The sequence below is a fragment of the Sulfidibacter corallicola genome, from assembly GCF_017498545.1.
In the GTDB taxonomy this organism is placed as follows: Bacteria; Acidobacteriota; Holophagae; order Acanthopleuribacterales; family Acanthopleuribacteraceae; genus Sulfidibacter; species Sulfidibacter corallicola.
On record NZ_CP071793.1, the window covers coordinates 11,271,772 to 11,291,987 of the forward strand.

Here is a 20,216-nt window from a genome sequence, read left to right on the forward strand (position 1 = left end):
TATGTGGTACACGGCTCTTTTGGTCGGGTGGCGCAACCTGAGGCGCCGCCGCGGCCGAAGTATGTTGACCGGAAGCATGTTCTTTTTCGGCACCATGTTCGTGGTGGTCTCGCTGGGCGTTGCCGACGGCACCTACGACGACATGATCCGCTTGGCGACCCGCACCTGGGTCGGTGATTTTCAGGTCCTGGCGGAGAACTACGACAAAAAACCCTCGCTTTTCAAAACGATCGACGATCCCGATGCGGCGGCCGAGGCACTGCGCGCCGAGGTCGCGGGCATCGCCGCGCTGGCACCGCGCATCGAATCGGCGGCCTTGCTGTCCCGCGACAACGCCACGGTGGGCGGCTCCCTCCTGGGTATCGATCTCCACCGCGAATTCCGGGTGACCAGTTTCGAGAAACAACTGAGCGAAGGCGCTTGGTGGAAGCCAGGCACCAGTTGGGACGATACGGAGATCGCGCCGATCGTGCTCGGCTCGGGCTTGGCGAAACGACTGGATGCCGGCCTCGGTGAACGGCTCGCGGTGATCACGGCCGCCGCCGACGGTTCGACCGCCGCCGATTGGTTCGAGGTCGTCGGCATTCTGGACAGCGGAAACGACGAATTGGATCGCACGATCGCCTGCACCCCGATCGCGATCGCCGGCGAGTTCCTGGAACTGGGCACGCGGGTCCATCGCCTGGTGGGCCGCATGGCGGCACGTCGATCCCTCGCCGGCGGCGTGAACCTGCCCATACAGGACGGCGCCCTGTCGGTCATGCCCTGGCAGGAATTGATGCCGGAACTGGATCGCGCCATCGCCGCCGACCGCGAAGGCCTCTCGCTCTTCGTGATGATCATCCTGCTCGTGGTCCTGTTGGGCTGCAGCAACACGATGATGATGGCCATCCTCGAGCGGATCCGAGAGATCGGCGTACTTCAAGCGATCGGAACCACGCCCGGCCACATCATCGCCTTCACCCTCGCGGAAGTGAGCTGGCTCGCGGTGATCGGCGTCCTGGCCGGCACCCTGGTCGGCATGGGGCTCAACCTCCTGATCGGCGCATCCGGCATTCCCTTGGGCGACGAGTCCTTCACCTACGGCGGCATGGTGCTCGACCATCTCTCCGCCCGCAACAGCCTGACATCGGCCCTGATCTACCCCCTGGCGATCGCCGTGAGCGGCATCCTCGCGGGACTGGTGCCCGCCTACAAAGCGACCCGCCTCTCGCCGGTCGACGCGATTCGGGGGGCCTCGGCATGACGGACCAAATGACGTTCCGCCTGGCATGGCGCAATTTATGGCGCCGCCCGCGACGCACCCTGCTGACGTTGTCGGCACTCGTCCTGACGCTCGCCATGCTGATCTTCTTCGGCAACCTGATGAGCGGCATGTGGGACCGCATCATTCGCGTCGCGACCTCCTCCCTGGTGGGCCAGGCCCAGGTCCATCTCGCCGAATACCGGCGAACCCAAGACCCCGAGCGCTTCTTGCGCGACCGCGATGCGTTGATCTCGGCCCTCGAACGGCAACCCCAGGTCAAAGGCGCAAGCGCCCGCATCTACGCGCCGGCCCTGGCCGCGATGGGCGACCGCTCGCAATCGGTCCGGCTCATGGGCGTGGACCCAGAACGGGAAGCGATGGTCACCTCCTGGAAGGACCGCATCTGGCAGGGCCGGTACCTGACGGACGACGGCGGCGCCCTGATCGGCAAGCGCCTGGCCGAAAAACTGGAGATCGGTGTCGATTCGAAGCTGGTCGTCACCGTCGCCGACCTCCGCACCGGCGACCTCAACAGCGTGTTGCTGCGGGTGCACGGTATCCTGTGGACCCAGAACCCGAAGGTCGACGAAGGGAGCGTGATCGTCACGCTCCCGACCGCGGAGAAACTGGCCGGCCTCCAGAACGCGGCCCACGAAGTGGCGCTCACCTGGCACACGACGGGCGAAGTCCCGCCCACCACGCCGAGCCTGCCCCGCGACGACCTGGTCTTCAGCACCTGGCAGGAACTGATCCCCGGCATGGCCCAAGCCTACAACCTCCAATCCGGCTACCTCTGGTTCTCCTTCGTGGTCGTCTTCCTGCTCGTCGCCCTCAGCATCGCCAACACCATGAACATGTCGCTGATGGAACGCCACCGCGAATTCGGCATCCTGATGGCGCTGGGCACCTCCGACCGCCAACTGGTGGGCGGCATCGTCAGCGAGTACTTCCTGCTCGGCGGCCTGGGTTCCGTGGCCGGCTTGGTCCTGGGCCTGCTGATCACCTTGGCCTGCGCCCAAACCGGCATCACCCTCACCGGTGTCGAGGTCATGGGCTTCGCCTTGGACGAACCGCTCTACCCGCGCACCGATCTGGCCTTTTCCTTCGGTCAGGCCCTGACCTTCTGGGTACTGACACCGCTGATCAGCTACTGGTCCGTCAACCGACTGCGTCGCATGGATCCCGTCGAGATCCTGCAGGCATCCATGTGAGAGGTGAACCATGCAACGAGAAATCGTAGCCAAAACGATCGACGTCAAACGCCATTACGAAACCAAGGGCGGCTGTGTCAAAGCGGTCGATGGGGTCACGATGCAGGTGGAAGCCGGCGAGTTCCTGGCGATCGCCGGTCCCTCGGGCTCCGGCAAATCGACCTTGTTGAACCTGTTGGGCATGCTCGACGAACCCACCGACGGCCGCATCCGCCTGGAGGGACGCGACATCGAGGGTCTTTCCCGAACCGAACGCGCCCGCATCCGGCGCGACCACATCGGCTTCATCTTTCAGGCCTACAACCTGATCCCGGTGCTGACCGTCGCGGAGAACGTGGAATACGTGATGATGCTGCAGGGCCAGGACACCGCGAGCAGACGGCAGCGCGCGCTCGAGGTGCTGGCCGAGGTGGAGCTGGAAGGCAAGGAAGACCGGTTCCCGCAGGAGCTTTCCGGTGGCCAGCAACAGCGGGTCGCGGTGGCGCGGGCGATCGCGTCGCGGCCGGCCCTGATCCTGGCCGACGAACCGACCGCCAACCTCGACTCCAAAACCGCGATCGCCCTGATCGACATGATGGAACGCATCAATCGCGAGCAGGGCACCACCTTCGTCTTTTCCACCCACGACCCGCGCATCATGAAGCGGTCGTCGCGCATGATCCGCATCTGCGACGGCAAGCTGGAGGAAGAGGCGGCGGAGGTCCTCGTATGACGCTCCTGCTGCTGACCTGCTTGTGGAGTGGCGACGGCCTGTGGCTGAGCGGCCAATGGGAGAGCTTCGGTTCCTATGTGGACGAAGTGCCCGATCCCTATGGCCATACCGCCGTCAGCACCCGCCTGCGCCTGCGCCTGGAGGGCGACCTGAGCGAGCGCTGGCAGTGGCACGCCGGCGTAGAACTCTACAGCCAGTACCAGGACGAGCTGGCCAGCGTGCCGAGCCCCCGCTTCCTGCGCCTGGACGATTTCAACCGGGATATCGAACGCAAACACGAATACCTGATCCAGCAGCAGCTCGACCGGCTCCAAGTCGTCTACAACGGCGACCGCCATCGGTTGCGCCTCGGCCGCCAGGCGATCGGCTTCGGCAACGGCCGCCTGCTCAATCCGGCCGATATCTTCATGCCCATTTCCACCTATGCACTCAGCACCACCTACAAGCCAGGGGCCGACGCCGCGCGCTGGACCTACACCGTCAACCCGACGATCGAGACCGAATTCCTGGCGGTCGCGGCCGAGGAAGGGTCCGGCATCCAACTGGGCACAGTACACGCCGTTCCCACCGGCTTCGACTACACGCTCGGTCTTGGCCGCAACGACGACCGCACCTTTCTGCTCTGGGACATGGCCGGCGACCTGTTCGGCGCCACCCTCTACCAGGAAGGCATGTGGCGCGAGGAGCCCGACCGACGCAACACCTTGCGAACCGCGGCCGGCATGAGCCGCCGCTTCGGCACCAAGCTGGACCTGACCCTCGAGACCAGCTTCAACCGCAACGGCCTGCGCGAGGCCGGTCAGTTCGCCATCGATCCCGACCCCGAAAGCGACTTCGCCCGCGGCGAAAGCATCCTGCGCGCCCGACTCCATTCCGCCTTTCTCGTGAGCTACGAATTCCACCCCTTGGTCCTGGGATCCCTGAGCTTCTTCCAAGACTGGGATCGCGACTCCCATTTCGCCTTCGCCAACTTCGACTGGGATGTCAGTCAGGTCGCGGTGCTGCGCTTGGGCCTCTACCGATCCCACGGACCCACCGAGTCGGAATTCGGGCGCTTCTCCGAAGGCCTGTTCCTGGAGGTGAAATACTCGTTCTAACGTTCGCCCCGATCCATCACGCGGGGCCATGGCCCGCGAGCCGACGCCCGCGCCTGATTCACCTATCCCCTTTCAAAACCCCATGATCGGTGACGCGACGAACCGCCACGCCATCAACGCCGATCTTTTATGCTCATAAATCACCATCACACCCGGCCTTCCTTTCTATCGCTCCCCAAATCGCGAGCGGCGGGGATCGCTATATCCATTTTCAAATAATCAATGAACGCACGTTAATTCTTTAATTTAAAAAATTTTCCATTTCAAAAAACTCAACAAAACCACCCCACACCTGCCCATGGCACAGGAGCCAGTATGAGCATGGACTATCTCCGTCGGCACCTCGTCGACCAGATCGAGCGGGGACACCTGTCCCTCGATCGCGGTCTCGAATGGATCGCCGAACTGGAACGATTGGAAGCGGCGGCGGCTTCGGCCGCGGCCCGCGATGCCTCCGTCGGCGACATCGCGATCATCGGCATGTCGGGACGGTTCCCCGGAGCCCCGGACCTGGATCGATTCGCCGCCAACCTGAATCGCGGCGTCGATGCGATCGGCGAGGTACCCGGAGACCGCTGGCCCCTGGCACGTTACTATGATCCCAACCCCGATGCACCCAATCGAACCTACGCCAAGTGGGGCGGTTTCCTGGAGCACATCGACCAGTTCGATCCGCTCTTCTTCCGCATCGCGCCCAAGGAAGCGGAGATCATGGACCCGCAACAGCGCCTCTTCCTGGAGACGGTGTGGTCGGCGCTGGAAGACGCGGGCTACAGCGATCGCGACCTGGCGGGCCGACGCTGCGGCGTGTTCGTGGGCGCGGCCGGCGGCGATTTCGGCCGCAAGTGGGAGCAATACGGGGTGGAAATCACCTCGGACACCTTTTTCGGCAACACGCCCAGCCTGTTGCCCAGCCGCATCTGCTATTTCCTGGACCTCAAAGGCTCGGCGCTAACCCTGGACACCGCCTGTTCCTCATCGCTGGTGGCCACCCACCTGGCCTGCAAGAGCCTGATCGCCGGCGAGAACGACATGATGATCGCCGGCGGGGTCTGCCTGATCCACACCGAAAGCCTGTACCTGATGCTCAGCAAGAACGGCATGCTCTCTCCCACCGGGCGATGCCGCGCCTTCGACGACGGGGCCGACGGCATGGTGCTCGCGGAAGGGGTCGGCGCGGTGGTGTTGAAACGCCTGGACCGGGCCCTCGCGGACGGCGACCGCATCGACGCGGTCATCAGGGCTTCGCACATCAATCAGGACGGCACCACCAACGGCATCGCGGCGCCCTGCGGCCCTTCCCAAACCGAGCTCGAAGGCCAGGTCTACCGCCAGTGCGGGGTCGATCCGGAAACCATCCAATACGTGGAAGCCCACGGGACCGGCACGCCGCTGGGCGACCCGATCGAGCTGCGCGCGCTGCACAACGCCTTCCGCCAATTTACCGACAAAAACCAGTTTTGCGCTATCGGCTCGGTCAAGTCGAATATCGGGCACGCCCAGACCGCGGCCGGCATCGCCTCGCTTCTCAAGGTCGTGATGGCCCTGCGCTGCCGGCGCATGTTCCCGACGCTGCACGTCGATCGCGAAACCCGACATTTCCAATTTTCCGAAAGCCCGTTTTACGTGATTCGCGAATCGAAACCTTGGCAGCCCCAGCCGGGAATGCCGCGTCGCGCGGCGATCAGCTCGTTCGGCGCGAGCGGCACCAACTGTCACATGGTGATTGAAGAACCGCCCGCTCCCGACCACGCCGATCGCCCCAAACGAGCGGCGTGGCTGCTGCCGCTCTCGGCCAAACGTCCGGAGCTGGTGGCCGAGCGAGCCCGCCAGCTCCTGGACCATCTGGAACGCCACCCCGACCTGGAAATCGCCGACATCTGCTTTACCGCCGGCGTCGGGCGCTCCCATTTCCGCCACCGCTGGGCCCTGATCGCGCGGGACCGGGCCGATCTGCTGGCCGGCCTGAACACCACGCTCGACGGGGACGAGGCCCGACTTTGGCGATCGGCCCAGGGACCGACGGAACCCGCGGAAGACCCACTGATCCCATGGGAGGCCGCCTCCTTGGAAGCGGAACTGGCCGACGGAGACCGGGCGGCGAGGTTGATGGGCGAGGTCGCCCGCGCCTACGCGGCCGGCGCCGAACTGGACTGGTCCCGCCTGTATCCGGCGGGCCGGTTTCGCCGGGTGGCCCTGCCCACCTACCCCTTTCACCGCCGTTCCTACTGGATCACGGGCCAATCGACACAGATCCGCGACGCAGCTCCGAAACCGGGCAGCCTGCTGGATGAAAACCGCTCCGACCTGAACGCGATCCGCTTCACGAAGCATCTGGATCGCAACGCCTTCTACCTGAGCGATCACCGCATGAACGGCACCCGGATCTTCCCCGGCGTGGCCTACCTCGAAATGGCGATCCAGGCCGCCCGGGTCGTGGCCCCCTCCGCGAAACTGAATGCCGTACGCCGCCACACCTGGGTCAGCCCACTTCAAGTGGGGCTCGATCCGGTAGAACTGGAAATCGAACTGGACCGACACCCCGAAGGACTCGATTACCGCCTGGTCTCCTCCAAAGGCGGTCGATCGATGATCCACGCCCAGGGCCGCCTGACCCGGGATTCGGACAAACCGAACCGCCCCTACCGTCCTCCGGCCGGCGATGCGGAAGCCTGGACCTCGGGCGAAGCATTCTACGCGACCCTAGCCGAGGCCGGCATGGTACGCGGCGAGACCTTCCATACCGTGCGCCGCTTCCTTCGTGGCAACGACGAAGTCTGGGCCGATTTGCGCCTGCCCAGTGCGGCGGCCGGCGATTTCGGTGCCTTCGAACTGCACCCGGGCTTGGCCGACGGCCTGCTGCAACTGGCCGCCGTCCTGCTGGACGACGGTACCGCAACGAACGAGGACGAGGGACTCTACCTGCCTTTCGCCTTGGAACGATTGACCTGCTTCGCGCCCTTGACCCCGGAACTCAAGGCCCGCCTTTACCCAGTCCCCGTGCGCAGCGACATCAAGCGCTTCGACATCGACGTGTTCGATCCCAGCGGCACACTCTTGGCGCGGTTCGAGGGTTACGGCATCCGCCGGATCACCGCCCAATCGACGCGCGCCGGCCAGGACATCAACCCCGATCTGGCCTTTTTCTGCCGCTCTTGGCGAACCGCACCCGCACCGAATTCCCCTGCCGAAGCACCGCTCGTCTGGATTGGGCCGGCCGCATCGAAGCCCAGCGATGCGCGCCTCACCGCCGCGATCGATCTCGATCGGGCGGAGTCGATCGAAGAGGACCTGAAACCCTACGGGCTGGCCAACCGGACACGGATTCAGGTGGTGATCCAAGCGCCGCATGATGCCGAACCGGAAGCGGTGGCGCCATTCCTGAACCGGTTGTTCCACCTGTTCCGCGGGTTGCGCAGGCTGAAGCCGCGCGAGTTGTCGTGTGTCGTGGCGATCTCCGCCGAAACGCCCGTGTTGGCGGCCGCCGACGGCTTCCTGCGCTGCCTGACCGCCGAAATGCCGCGTTTCCACTACCGATTGGTTCGTCTGGCAACCGCGACCGCGTCCCAAGGAGCGGACCTCGCCCGCTTGATCCGCGAATTGCCCCAAGCCGGCGACGACGCCTCCGAGGTTCGCTATCTGGACGGCCGCCGCGAAGTCACCTACCTTCACCAGATCTCTCGCGAAACCATGGCAACCTGGACTCCGGAGCGCCTGCGCCGCGGAGGCACCTACCTGGTCACCGGCGGGACCGGCGGCATCGGTCGCGCGCTGGTCGGCCACCTGCTGAGCGAATTCGAGGCGCGGGTCGCGGTCGTCGGCCGCAACCAACCCAGCGCGGAGACCACCTCTTGGTTCGACGAATCGGCCCGCGCCAACGGATCTTGGCGTTTCTGCGCCGCCGACATGACCAACGGGGCCGAGGTCGCCCGTGCCCTCTCCGAGGCCCGAGCCGCATTCGGGGAAATCCAAGGCGTCTTCCACTGCGCCGGCGTCACCCGCGACGCCTACCTCGCGAAAAAGAGCGACGCCGACTTTCAGGCGGTCCTGGCGCCAAAAGTCGAAGGCACGCTCGCCCTGCATCGCGCCGTGGCCGACGCGCCGCTCGACTTCCTCGCGCTTTTCTCATCCTCGGGCACGATGATCGCCAATCCGGGCCAAACCGATTACGCCGCGGCCAACCGCTTCATGGACGAATTCGCCCATTGGCGCAATCTCCAGGCCGCGTCCGGCACCTGCCGCGGTACCACGGTCGCGATTTCCTGGCCTTTCTGGCGCCACGGCGGCATGCGCCTCCCCGAGCGCACCATCGCGACCATGGAGCAGGCCGCCGGCATGCGCCCGCTGGAAACGGAGGACGGGTTGGCGGCCCTGCGTCTGGCGCTGTCCAGCGACCACGCCCACTTGGGGCTCTTCTGCGGTGACGTCACCCGCATCGCGGCGGCGCTGGGCGCGCATCCCGGCGAAGCGGGTCGGGATGGAGGCGACGATCCGGCATCGGCCGCGCTCGACGATCTGGCGCGAGCCTGGGCCGCGCTCGCCCTGACACGGCTGGCAGCGAGCCACGAGGGCAGCGAATCATCGGAAACGAATATCGTTGCCGCCGCAAGGGTGGCGGCGGAGCACGAGCGCTGGTTTGCGGCGCTCCAAAAGTTGTGTGACCAGTCCGATCCGGGACGCCGGCCAAGGGACCAGGCGGCGGAGGATAGGCCAAAGTCCTTGGCAAGAGATGGGGGTCTCGGCGACCCGGATCGGCTGGTCATGCATTCGCATCTACTCTACAACAAATATCCCCACCTGGGCGGCCCACTTCGCCTGCTGGCGCGCATGGGCCCCCGGCTGGCCGACATCCTGCGCGGCGACACGACGGCCGAGGCGGTGGTGTCGATGCCACCCGCCGCTCGATCCCGTCGTCGAGACGCCCTCCAACCGTTCTTGGGCGAAGCGACGCGGCTGGTCGTGCAGGGCGGATTTCCCGAATTCTGGCGTGAGGGCCAAACAGCCGCAGAAAATGCAGCCCCTGACGCATCGGTCGCGGCGAATCACGGCGAAACCGCCGATCTTCGCCACCGCTCGGGCCCATCGGCGAGTCCGGGCGGTGAGGGCCTGAGCCTGGCGAATCTCCAAACCGAGTTGGTGGCCATGGTCAGCCGTCTCACCAAGATTCCGCTCGAGGATCTCGATCCCCACGGCGACCTCTCCGAATTCGGCATGGACTCGGTCGTCTTGACCGACCTCGCCAACCGCATCAACGACCGCTACGGCAGCGACCTGACGCCGGCGACCTTCTTCGAGTACGAGACCCTGGCCCAATTCGCGGGCTTCCTCCACGATGAATTGGGACCGGCAGTAGCCATGCCCTCCCATGCCGAGCCCCCCACATCCGCGGAAGATCGCCCACCGATCGACGATCACACCCAGGAACGGAGTGCCGCTTCGGCCGTCGCGCAGGAAGGTCTCGGCGAGGAGATCGCGGGCGTGCTCGTCACCGAGATCGGCAGGCTGATGAAGATTCCGCCGGAAGACATCGACAACCACAGCGACCTCAGCGACTACGGCTTCGACTCGGTGGCCTTGACCGACCTGGCCAATCGACTCAACGATCGTTGGCAGCTCGACCTGACCCCCGCCGACTTTTTCGAGTACGAGACCATTGCGGCACTGGCGGCCTTCCTCGCCGACCGCCTGGGCGAAGCAACCGGCCACCCTCGGGTCGATGACGACCTTGGCTCGCGTACAACGGGTTCGGTCCCAGAACGAGAACCGGGTTCAGTGGACATCCCCCCGCGAGAACCTACAGATCTCCCCACCGCCCGGGAAGCGTCTCGATCGATTCAGGAGCACAGCCCGCGATCGAGCACCGAAGTCCCCGGTGACTTCCGCAACCACCTGCTGGCCATGCTCGGAGAAGCCACCGGACTTTCCCTCGGCGATCTGCATTCAGCCGCCGAATTGAGCGACCTGGCCCTCGACCTCACGATCGGCAGCGCCTGGACCGCCAGCGTCAACGACCGCTGGAACCTCGATCTCGCTCCTTCTTTATTAATGGAAGAAACCCACCTGGACAACGTGGTCGCGCGGGTTTGGGCAGAGGTCGCGTCGATGGCCGCAACCAACCCGAAAGAGGCCTCCGAGACCCCACCCACTCAATCGGGAACCGTCGCACCCGAGCCGCCCGGTCGCGTCCTTCCATCCCCGCCGCAAAAGTCCACCGGCGACCACCATGGGGTCGACTTGGATCGCCCGATCGCGGTCATCGGCATGAGCGCGATCTTCCCGGGCGACAACGACCTGGAGCGTTGGTGGCAGAAGATTCTCGCAGGCGATTTCCTGGTCGACGAAATCCCGCGCGACCGCTTCGATTGGCGCGCCTACTTCGGCGACGCCCAACTGGAAGACGAAAAGCTGCACTCGCGCTGGGGCGGATTCATCGACGACATCGACAAGTTCGACGCGGCGTTCTTCAAGATATCGCCCCGCGAAGCCGCGCTGATGGACCCCCAGCACCGCATCTTCCTGGAACTGTCCTGGCGCGCGCTGGAGGACGCCGGCATCGCGCCCCGCGACCTGGCCCACAGCCGCACCGGCGTGTTCGTGGGCATCACCGCCAACGACTACTCGGAAATCCTGGCCGAGCAGGGCCTCGGCGTGGACGCCCACGCCCCTACCGGCAACGCCCACTGCCTGCTGCCGAACCGGATCTCCTACCTGCTCAACCTGAAGGGGCCCAGCGAGCCGGTCGACACCGCCTGCTCCAGTTCGCTGGTGGCGATTCACCGCGCCGTGCGCTCCCTGCAAACCGGCGAATCGACCACGGCCCTGGCCGGCGGCGTCAACGCCCTGCTCAGCCCCTCGGCCTTCATCGCCTTCAGCAAGTCGGGCAACATGCTGGCCCGCGACGGCAAGTGCAAGACCTTCGACGCCGCGGCCGACGGCTACGTTCGCGGCGAGGGCGCGGGCGTGGTGGTCCTCAAGCCCCTGGATCGGGCCCAGCGAGACGGCGATCCGATCTACGCCGTCATTCGCGGCTCGGCCATCAACCACGGCGGGCACGCCAAGTCGCTCACGGCGCCCAACCCCAACGCCCAGGCCGACCTGTTGGTGGAAGCCTACCGCCAGGCCCGATTCGCCCCAGAGACGATCGGCCACATCGAGGTCCACGGCACCGGCACCCAATTGGGCGACCCGATCGAGATCAACGGCCTCAAAAAGGCCTTCGCGCAATTGGCCGAGGACCAAGGCACGCCCCTCCCCCGAGGAACCTGCGGCCTCTCCTCGATCAAATCCAACATCGGCCACCTGGAAGGCGCGGCCGGCATCGCCGGCTTCATCAAGATCCTGCTGGCGATGCGCGATCGCCGCCTTCCCGCCACGATTCACTACCACCGCCTCAATCCCAACATCCGCATCGACGACTCACCCTTCTTCATTCTCGACAAACCGCGCCCATGGCATCCCTCGGAAGTACCCGACCGCAACCAGTCCGTGCTGCGCGCCGGTGTCAGCTCCTTCGGCTTCGGCGGCGCCAACGCCCACGTGGCCCTGGAATCCTACGAGGAATACCGGCCGATCCCAACCGCGGCGCCCGGCGACGAACTCTTCGTCTTTTCGGCCCGCAATGCGACGGCCCTCGGGGACCTGCTGCGACAGGTGCGGCGTTGGATGGCGTGCGAACCGGGTTGTGCCGTCCTCGCCGCCGACATGGCCCACACCCTGCGCCTCGCGCGTGAGCCGATGCGCGTCCGCCTCGCCATCCTGGCGCCCGACAAAGAGAGCTTGGCACGGACCATCGCGGCCTTCCTCGCCGCACCGGATGCAGCCCATCCCCATCTCTGGTACAGCGGAGCGCGCGCCTCGCGCGACGAACCGAGGTCGTTCGCGGCCCAACCAAACGACCTGACCTCCGCGGCCGAGGCCTTCTGCGCCGGCAGCGACGTCGACTGGACGGCCCTTACCGAACGGGGGCGGCGTATCCACATGCCAGGCACCCAGTTCGAACGGAAGCGCCACTGGGCCGGCGAGGGTCCCACCGCCAGCAAACCGGCGAAGATCTCGACCTCGAACGCTTCAACGGTGGAGAACGCGCCGGAACCGGTCACCGGCGAGGCCCATTCCACCGCCGCCGACAGCCCACCGACGCGCAACTTCGGTCCCTTCCGCCCCATGAACGAGGCCTCCATCCGGAGCCAAAAGGCGGCAGCCGATCTGTCGGATCGCAAGCGGGCCTTCCTCACCCGCTTCACCGAGCACTATTGCCGCAAGAACGCCACCTCGAAGGGCTTGGCCCAGCCGTTCCGCGCGCGCTACGCCGACCAGCGGGCCATCGCCTTCTTTCACCCCACGCTCAAGGAGCTTTGCTTCCCGTTGGTGTTGGACCGAGCCGAGGGCGCCGAGATCTGGGACGTCGACGGCAACAGGTACATCGACATCGCCATGGACTTCGGCTGCAATCTGTTCGGGCACGGCGCGCCCTTCCTGGTTGCCGGCATGGACCGCCAAGTGACCCGGGGCCTCGCCTTGGGCCTGCGGCCACCAGCCGCCGCCCGGGCAGCCGAACTGCTGTGCAAACTCACCGGCCACGAGCGCGCCGTCTTCACCCAGTCGGGCACCGAGGCGGTGATGACCGCGATCCGCCTGGCCCGCCACGTCACCGAGCGCCATCAAATCGTGCTTTTCAGCCACTCCTACCACGGCCACGCTGACGGCGTGCTGGCCTATGGGCTGGGCGAAGGTGACGAGGCGGTCACGCGTCCGATTTCCGAGGCGATTCCACCTTCGATGGTCGAGGACGTCGTGGTCCTGGACTACAACCAGGAAGCCTCTCTGGCCTGGATCGCGGAGCACGGCCCCCGGCTGGCCGCCGTCCTGGTGGAACCAATGCAATCGCGCGGGCTGCAACAACGCCCGGGCAACTTTCTGCGCGAGCTGCGCACCCTCACCCGCGATGTCGGCTGCGCTCTGATCTTCGACGAAATGATCACCGGCTTCCGCATCCATCCCGGCGGGGCCCAGGCCTGGTTCGGGGTACGGGCCGATCTGTGCACCTACGGCAAGGTCCTGGGCGGCGGCATCGGCCAGGGCGCCATCGGCGGCTCGGCCCGCTTCCTGGACGGCATCGACGGTGGCCCATGGCAGTTCGGCGACGACAGTTTCCCGAGCGTGGAACGCACCTTCTTCGCCGGTACGCACTCGCAAAACACCCTGGGCATGGCCGCCGTCGAAGCGGTCCTCGCGCACCTCGATCGCGAGGGCCCGGCGTTGCAGTGGGGCCTCAACCAGGCGACCGCGGGCCTGGCCGAGCGCCTCAACCGCCACTTCCTCGAAGAGCGAGTGCCCATGCTGGTCCGTTACTTCGGCTCGCTCTTCCGCTTCGAGCCCAACGGCGCCCTGAACCCCATCGATCAAAGCCTGTTCGTCTACGCCCTGCGCGACAAGGGCATCATGATCAGCGAAATCGGTAACAACTTCCTCTCCACCGCCCACAGATCCGACCACCTGACGCGCATCGAGGCCGCGGTCGTGGAAACCGTGCGCGACCTGCGACTCGGCGGCTATCTGGCCCCGCGCGAGCCGGTCGCGGAACCAACCCCACCGGAACCGCCCGTGGCGGGGGCCTTCGCGGCTGGAACCCCGTCATCCGCCCTCGAAACGTCCTCGGTCTGAGCGGCCCCCGCGGCCCCATTTTCCCGTCTCATTCAAGGAGCCACCGATGCAACTTTCCGAATCACCCCATTCACCCGATTCCTCGGATCCACGCTCGTCCACGCACCACCTGCGCCAGAACCTGCTGGCGGCACTCGGCCGCGGCTGGGCGCCCGAGCTGTTGGACGCGGCCATTCGGGATCCCGAGACGGGCGTGTCACGCATGGAGGTCGCGCCGATCCACCGTGCGTGGCTGAAAGGCATGCTGGTCGACCTGCGGCGCGAGGGATTGTCCGCCGATGCACTCCCGGCCCAGGTGGAACTGCCCGCCGGGATCTGGACGAACCTGATTCCCCGTTTTTGCGCAAACCTGGTGGCGGTACTGCGCGATGAGCTACCGGCCGAGCAGCTTTTCGAGGCGGCGCCCGCCGCGGTCGCCGCCGCTCTCGGCGAGGCCCTGGCCGTGCCCAGCCCGCTCGAAGCCCGATTGAACAAAACGCTGCGCCTCCTTCATCGAAAAGCCGGTCCCGAGGCCCATCTGTTGGACGGTCTCCTGGCAAGTCCGGGCTCGCACCTGGCCCACCTCCTGGGCGAGGCAGCCGATCCGTCGCGGCTGACGGCCCTGCGTGTCCAGGGCGCCGGGGCAGCCCATCCTGGTTACGATCGCGCCCGGTTCATCGAGCTGGATCCCCTCGGGCGGATGTCGGCCGAACCCCGGGAGCCGTTCGATTTGGTGGCCCTTGCCGGAGGGTTCGACATCGACGCCCATCGCCTGCGCATGACCGAAGCGATGCGTTGGGTGCGTTCGGGCACGGTGGCCCTGTTCCTGGCGCCCAGTGCGACGCATCCCTGGGCGCTCACGCTCCTGGGCGCCTTCGGCACGCGTTTCGGCCTCGATCCCGATCGCTGGCGGGACAGCCTGGGCGCACTCGGTTGGACCGAGCTGCACCCGCTGCACGAGACCGAAGAGAACCCCGAGTGGGTGCTGTTCCTCGGCGAATTGCGCCAGGCACTGACCTTGACGCCCGAACCGCTGGTGGCGGACACGACCGAACCGGTACACGCGGCGCCGGGCTTCGCCTCCAAGGAAACCGCACCCCCCGTCGCCGAACTCAACACGCCGGCCCAGGCTTTTCCGGCAGCGGCCGCAGCCTCCACCACGGCACCGAGACCCGCTCCACCGAGGCAGGGTGAAGACCTGCGCGAGCTGCTGGAAGCCGACCTCACCCTTACCCTTCAAGACATTCTGCACGTGCCGCGGGAAGACCTCGATTTGGACCAGGACCTGACCGACCTGGGCATGGATTCGATCATGGCCGGCGAACTCGCCGCCAAATTGAGCCACGCCTTCGGCGTCAAAATCGCGCCGACGCTTTTCTTCTCGAGCAACACCGCGCAAAAAATCATCACCACCTTGATCACCGACTTCGGATCGGCCTTGCGCGGCCACTACGAGATCGGTGACCCGTCTCCCGCTGCACCGGCAACCGCCCCGGTTCCGATGGCCGCGGATCTCCTCCCGTCCGATTCGATCACCGCACCCATTTCCACCTCAGCCGAAACGTCGAAAGGTCCGGCAAACTCTACCGAGGAAGCCCTACGCGAAGCGCTTCTGACCGACCTGGCCGTTCTCATCGAAGAGGTGCTCCACATCGCGCCGGCCGACCTCGATCTCGACGAGGACCTGACCGACCTGGGCATGGACTCGATCATGGCCGGCGAGTTCGCGGCCAAGCTGGGTCACGCCCTGAACGTCAAGATCGCGCCGACCTTCTTCTTCACCAGCAACACGGCCCTCAAGATCTTGGCGACGCTCTCCAAGGAATACGGCGAGGCCCTGCTCGCTTACTACGGTCCCGAACTCCAGTTCGAAACGGCGGTATCTCCCACATCGAAAGCCCAGCCGGAGACCCCAACGGGTGCGTCGTCGTCGGAGCCGACCACCGACCACACCGTCGCGCTTCCCTCCAACCCGACCGAGCAAAATCCCCCGATCGCGGTCATCGGCATGGCCGGTTCGTTTTCGGGGGCGGCCAACCCCGACGAACTCTGGGAGAACCTCCTGGCGGGGCGCGAGAGCCTTTCGCCCCTGCCGGAAGCGCGCTGGCGCCACCTGGGCAGGCCCGCGTTCTCAGAGAAGGCCGCGGGCCTGCGGGCCGGTGTAATTCCCTACGCCGAGACCTTCGACGCCCGCCACTTCGGCATTTCGCCGCGTGAAGCCGAAACCATGGACCCGCGCCAAAGGCTGACGCTGAAGTGGGCCTGGGAGGCACTGGAGTCGGCCGGCTATCCCCCCTCGGAAACGCGCAGTTGGCACACGGCGGTGTTCGTGGGCATCGAGAACAACGAGTTCTCGGAGTATCTGGACCCCGCGGACCCGTTTTTCGGCACCTCGACGGGCCCGACCATGGTGGCCAACCGCATCAGCTATCATTTCGACTGGCACGGCCCGAGTGAAATCACCGACTCGGCCTGCTGCGGCTCGCTGGTCGCGGTCCATCGCGCGATTCGCGCGCTTCAGAGTGGCGAGGCCGAGACGGCCCTGGCCGGTGGCGTCTCCCTGATCTACAGCCCCACCAACACCATCGAGGGCGTGGCTGCCGGCATGCTGTCGCCCAAGGGTTGCACTCGTGCCTTCGATCGCGAGGCGGAGGGCTGGGTGATCGGTGAAGGCGGCGGCCTGGTCCTGCTGAAACCGCTCGCTCGGGCCATCGCCGACCGCGACCCGATCCTCGGGGTGATTCGCGGCAGCGCGGCCAACCACGGCGGGCGCGTCAGTTCCCTGACCGCGCCCAACCCGGAACGCATGAGGTCGGCCGCCACTACCGCCTTGGCCCGGGCCGGTATCGATCCGGGCACGGTCACCTTCGTCGAAGCCCACGGCGTCGGCGGCGAGCTGGTGGACGCGGCCGAGATGTCGGGCCTGATGCGCGCCTACCGCGCCCCCACCGACCCCGGCCATTGCGTGCTGGGAAGCCTGACGCCCAACATCGGCAACCTGGACCCGGCCTCGGGCATCGCGGGCCTGATCAAGATCCTGCTTTGCATGCAGGCCCGCACGCTGCCGCCCCAGATCGGCTACGCCGAACCCAATCCCCACGTGGACCTGGACGACTCGCCCTTCAGAATCGAGCGCGAGGCGCGCGACTGGTCACCCACCGATGCGGCCGGCACCCCGATCCCGCGTCGCGCCGGTCTGCACTCCTACTCCTGGGGCGGCACCAACGTGCACCTGGTCGTCGAGCAAGCACCACCGGAAACGTCGAGCCCGACCCAGGATGGTCCCCGACTGGCGGTCTTCTCGGCGAGAAACGAAAGCCTGCTGCGGAACCAGGTGGCGAGCATGCTGGCGTTCCTGAAACGTCGCCCGGAAGTGGACCCGACCGCTCTGTGCGCCACCCTGCAACTGGGCCGGGAAGCCATGCCGGCCAGGCTGGCGTGCCTGGCGCGAAGCACTTCCGAGCTGACGGGCAAACTGGAGACCTGGATGGGAGGCGAGGTCCGGCCACCCAAATGCTGGTCCGGCACGATCCCCGACGGTCGTCCCAAGGCCGCCATGATCGGCGACACGCCCGCCTGCCGCACCTACGTGGCCGAACTGTTTCGCGGCGGCTTTCTGGCCAAGGTTGCGGCGCTGTGGGTCGACGGCGCGACGATCCCCTGGCTGGCGCTCTACGACAACCGGCGTCCCCGACTGCTTCGCCTGCCCACCTATCCCTTCGAAACGCGTTTCTGCCCGTTCCTGCCGCGCACCGGCGCTCGTCGGAGGGGTCCCGCCCATGATCGCGACCAACTGGCCGCATGGCTGGAGGCCGTCGCCACCGGTGAACTGAACCCCGACGACCTGCTCGATCGACTGGCACCACCGATGCCGGCCACGGAACGGGCCCAACCCATCGAGGCCGAGAGTGCGGAACCCTCGGACGCGCGGCACACCGACGGCGATCCCTTGATCCACTGCCTGCGCCACACCTTGGCCGGCGTCCTCCACCTGGAACCGGACGAATTGACCGACGAGGCCGACCTGCGCCGCTTCGGGGTCGATTCGCTCACCGGCATGGCCTTCATGAAGGAACTCCAGCAGCGCTTCGGCCCCGCGATCCCGATGAGCCTGCTCCTGGAGCACCACTGCCTGCGCGACTTGGCCCAAGCGCTCTGGAGCGACCACGCCGAGCCGATTCGTCGCGGCCTGAACGGCGAACGCACGGCGCCCCGCGCCTGGTCGCCGTTGGTCGCCATCCAGAGCGGCGGCAATCGGCCCGCGACCTTCTGGGTGCACGGCGCCATCGGCGACGTGTCCTGGCTGATCGGCGTGGCCCACGGCCTGGGCCCGGACTTCCCGATTTTCGGGCTGGAACCCAGGGGCCTCGAAGGCCAGGAGCCGCACGGCTCCGTAGCCGAGATGGCGGCCTGTTACCTGGACGCGATTCGCGAGGTGCAGCCCCAGGGACCCTACCACCTGGGCGGCTACTCGGGCGGGGGCATCGTGGTGCTCGAAATGGTGCGCCAACTCCAGGCCCGCAACGAGGAGGTGGGCCGCATCTTCATCGGCGACACCTTCATGCGCGGTTCGGACTACTACGAGGATGCCACGGTCAAACTGCTGGAGAACCTCGACCTGGAGGCCGTGCAACTGACGGCGCTCGCCAATGTCTTCGCGGGCCTGGCCGGTGCCGAAGAGATCGTCTCCTACCCGCGGCTCGAAGCCCTCGACCGCGACGCCCGCATCGACCTTGTCGCCCACCACCTGGTGGACCACACCAACGCCCCGCGCACCCTCGAAGAGACGCGTGCCTGGATCGAACGCAACCTGGAGGTGGGTCGGGCCCTCGCCCATGCCCTGACCGACTACGATCCGCAGCCCCTGGACTTCGTCAACCGCACCAGTTTCTTCTTCTGCGCCGAGGGCTACATCTCCGCCGACTCCAAGTCCCGGATCCCGATTGCGACGCCGCGGCTCGACCACGTGGATCACTGGCGGCGCGTGGTCCCCGGCGAAGTGGATGTGGTCGAAGTTCCCTGCGACCACTTCGCCCTCATGCACCAACCCCACGTGACCAAGGTGATCGAACACGTGAAAGCCACCCTGGTCTGAGGCCCGCGCGGCGCCGAGTCCGCCCAACCCGAACGCAAATCCCCATTTCCATCGTCACATTTCAGGAGGTACCTCGTGTCACGCCATTACGACGTCGCCATTGTCGGCGGCTACGGTGAAGTCGGAATTCACACGGCCAGATATCTGGAAGAACAGGGCCACAGGGTCGTGGTCGGCGGCCGCTCGCCGGCGAAAGGCCGCGACGTCATGAACCGCGAGCGCATCGACGCCGCGGTCACCCATCTGGACCTGTACGACCCCAACTCGCTGGCCGCCTTCTGCGGCTCCGCCAAGCTGGTGATCAACACCGCCGGACCCTCGAGCTCGATCGAGGACCGCATCGCCCAGGCGGCCGTGGACGCCGGCAGCCACTTCATCGACGTCGGCATCATGGAAGTGCTCGACAAGCAAATGGCCGAGCGCGAGGAAGAGCTGAAGCAAAAAGACCTCGCGTGCATCTACGGCACCGGCCTGCACCCCGGCCTCGACGACATCATCGCCCAGTACGCCGACATCCAGGCATCCAAGGAGCTTGACGAACTGGACAGCCTGGAAGTGTTCTTCGGCGACAAGTCGCCCTGGAACGGCAAAGGCAGCCTGCGCGACATCGTCTGGGGTTTCCACGAGGGCGCGCTCTCGATGTACTTCGGCTTTCTCAAGGACGGCAAGTACAAGCAGGCCAACCTGTTCAACGGTTTCAAGAAGGTCTATTTCGAGGAAGTCAGCAGGCTGCGCTGGGCGCTGATGTACCAACCGCTGCTGGCCCACCTGGGCAACCGCTACACGACGGTCGCGAGCTGGGGCTGGTACGACTTCAGCATCATCCTGTCCTCGCTCTGGACCAAGTACCGGTTCAAACCGGGCAGCGACGATGGCGTGGACTACATGTACCGCAAGATCGTGGAGCGCAACCAGGCCTACGAGCACCTGGACACCGACACCTTCCTCTACGTGATCGTCAAGGGCAAGAAAGCGGGCCGCCACAAGGAACTGGAATACCGCATCGTCCTGCCCCGCAACCGCGGCTATTGGGTGGTCGGCATCGTGCCCGCGATCGCGGCCGACTGGCTGCTGAAGGGCCGCATCGGGTTCCGCGGTGCCGGCGGCCTGGTGAAGCTGGTCGATCCCATGGATTTCATGGACGAGATGGCCAAGTTCGGCGTCGGCGTCGCGTTTCGCGAGCGCGTGTGAGCCACGAAACGCGGATCGCGGG

The 20,216-nt window shown here is 66.3% G+C and carries 7 protein-coding genes; all 7 read left to right on the top strand.

Translation table 11 applies throughout. The features are described 5' to 3' along the window. The first annotated feature begins 1 nt into the window (after nt 1). The 7 genes from J3U87_RS33360 to J3U87_RS33390 all read left to right on the top strand — a co-directional run bounded on the left by J3U87_RS33360 (nt 2) and on the right by J3U87_RS33390 (nt 20,194). Entirely contained in the window at nt 2-1,246 is a 1,245-nt protein-coding gene (locus J3U87_RS33360; RefSeq protein WP_237380282.1) for an ABC transporter permease, read from the top strand. Further along, nucleotides 1,243-2,457 (top strand): ABC transporter permease, encoded by a 1,215-nt coding sequence (locus tag J3U87_RS33365; RefSeq protein WP_237380283.1) that lies wholly within the window; start codon nt 1,243-1,245, stop codon nt 2,455-2,457. The genes J3U87_RS33360 and J3U87_RS33365 overlap by 4 nt, the downstream gene beginning before the upstream one ends. Before the next feature lie 10 nt (nt 2,458-2,467). Continuing rightward, complete coding sequence (locus J3U87_RS33370) at nt 2,468-3,169, top strand: ABC transporter ATP-binding protein (protein WP_237380285.1); 702 nt, start codon at nt 2,468-2,470, stop codon at nt 3,167-3,169. Beyond that, nucleotides 3,166-4,266 (top strand): hypothetical protein, encoded by a 1,101-nt coding sequence (locus tag J3U87_RS33375; RefSeq protein WP_237380287.1) that lies wholly within the window; start codon nt 3,166-3,168, stop codon nt 4,264-4,266. Before J3U87_RS33370 ends, J3U87_RS33375 begins: the two co-directional genes overlap by 4 nt. A 315-nt stretch (nt 4,267-4,581) precedes the next feature. Beyond that, on the top strand, nt 4,582-13,929 hold the full coding sequence (locus J3U87_RS33380) for an aminotransferase class III-fold pyridoxal phosphate-dependent enzyme (RefSeq protein WP_237380289.1): 9,348 nt from the start codon (nt 4,582-4,584) through the stop codon (nt 13,927-13,929). A gap of 46 nt (nt 13,930-13,975) precedes the next feature. Then, the gene (locus J3U87_RS33385; RefSeq protein ID WP_237380298.1) at nt 13,976-19,003 is read left to right on the top strand and encodes a beta-ketoacyl synthase N-terminal-like domain-containing protein; all 5,028 of its coding nucleotides are present in this window, start codon (nt 13,976-13,978) and stop codon (nt 19,001-19,003) included. Nucleotides 19,004-19,078: 75 nt separating this feature from the next. Continuing rightward, the gene (locus J3U87_RS33390; RefSeq protein ID WP_237380300.1) at nt 19,079-20,194 is read left to right on the top strand and encodes a saccharopine dehydrogenase family protein; all 1,116 of its coding nucleotides are present in this window, start codon (nt 19,079-19,081) and stop codon (nt 20,192-20,194) included. Nucleotides 20,195-20,216 lie beyond the last annotated feature (22 nt).

Coding starts and splice junctions, on each gene's coding strand:
- J3U87_RS33375 (WP_237380287.1), top strand. CDS start 3,166: ATGACGCTCCTGCTGCTGACCTGCTTGTGGAGTGGCGACGGCCTGTGG.
- J3U87_RS33360 (WP_237380282.1), top strand. CDS start 2: ATGTGGTACACGGCTCTTTTGGTCGGGTGGCGCAACCTGAGGCGCCGC.
- J3U87_RS33380 (WP_237380289.1), top strand. CDS start 4,582: ATGAGCATGGACTATCTCCGTCGGCACCTCGTCGACCAGATCGAGCGG.
- J3U87_RS33385 (WP_237380298.1), top strand. CDS start 13,976: ATGCAACTTTCCGAATCACCCCATTCACCCGATTCCTCGGATCCACGC.
- J3U87_RS33365 (WP_237380283.1), top strand. CDS start 1,243: ATGACGGACCAAATGACGTTCCGCCTGGCATGGCGCAATTTATGGCGC.
- J3U87_RS33370 (WP_237380285.1), top strand. CDS start 2,468: ATGCAACGAGAAATCGTAGCCAAAACGATCGACGTCAAACGCCATTAC.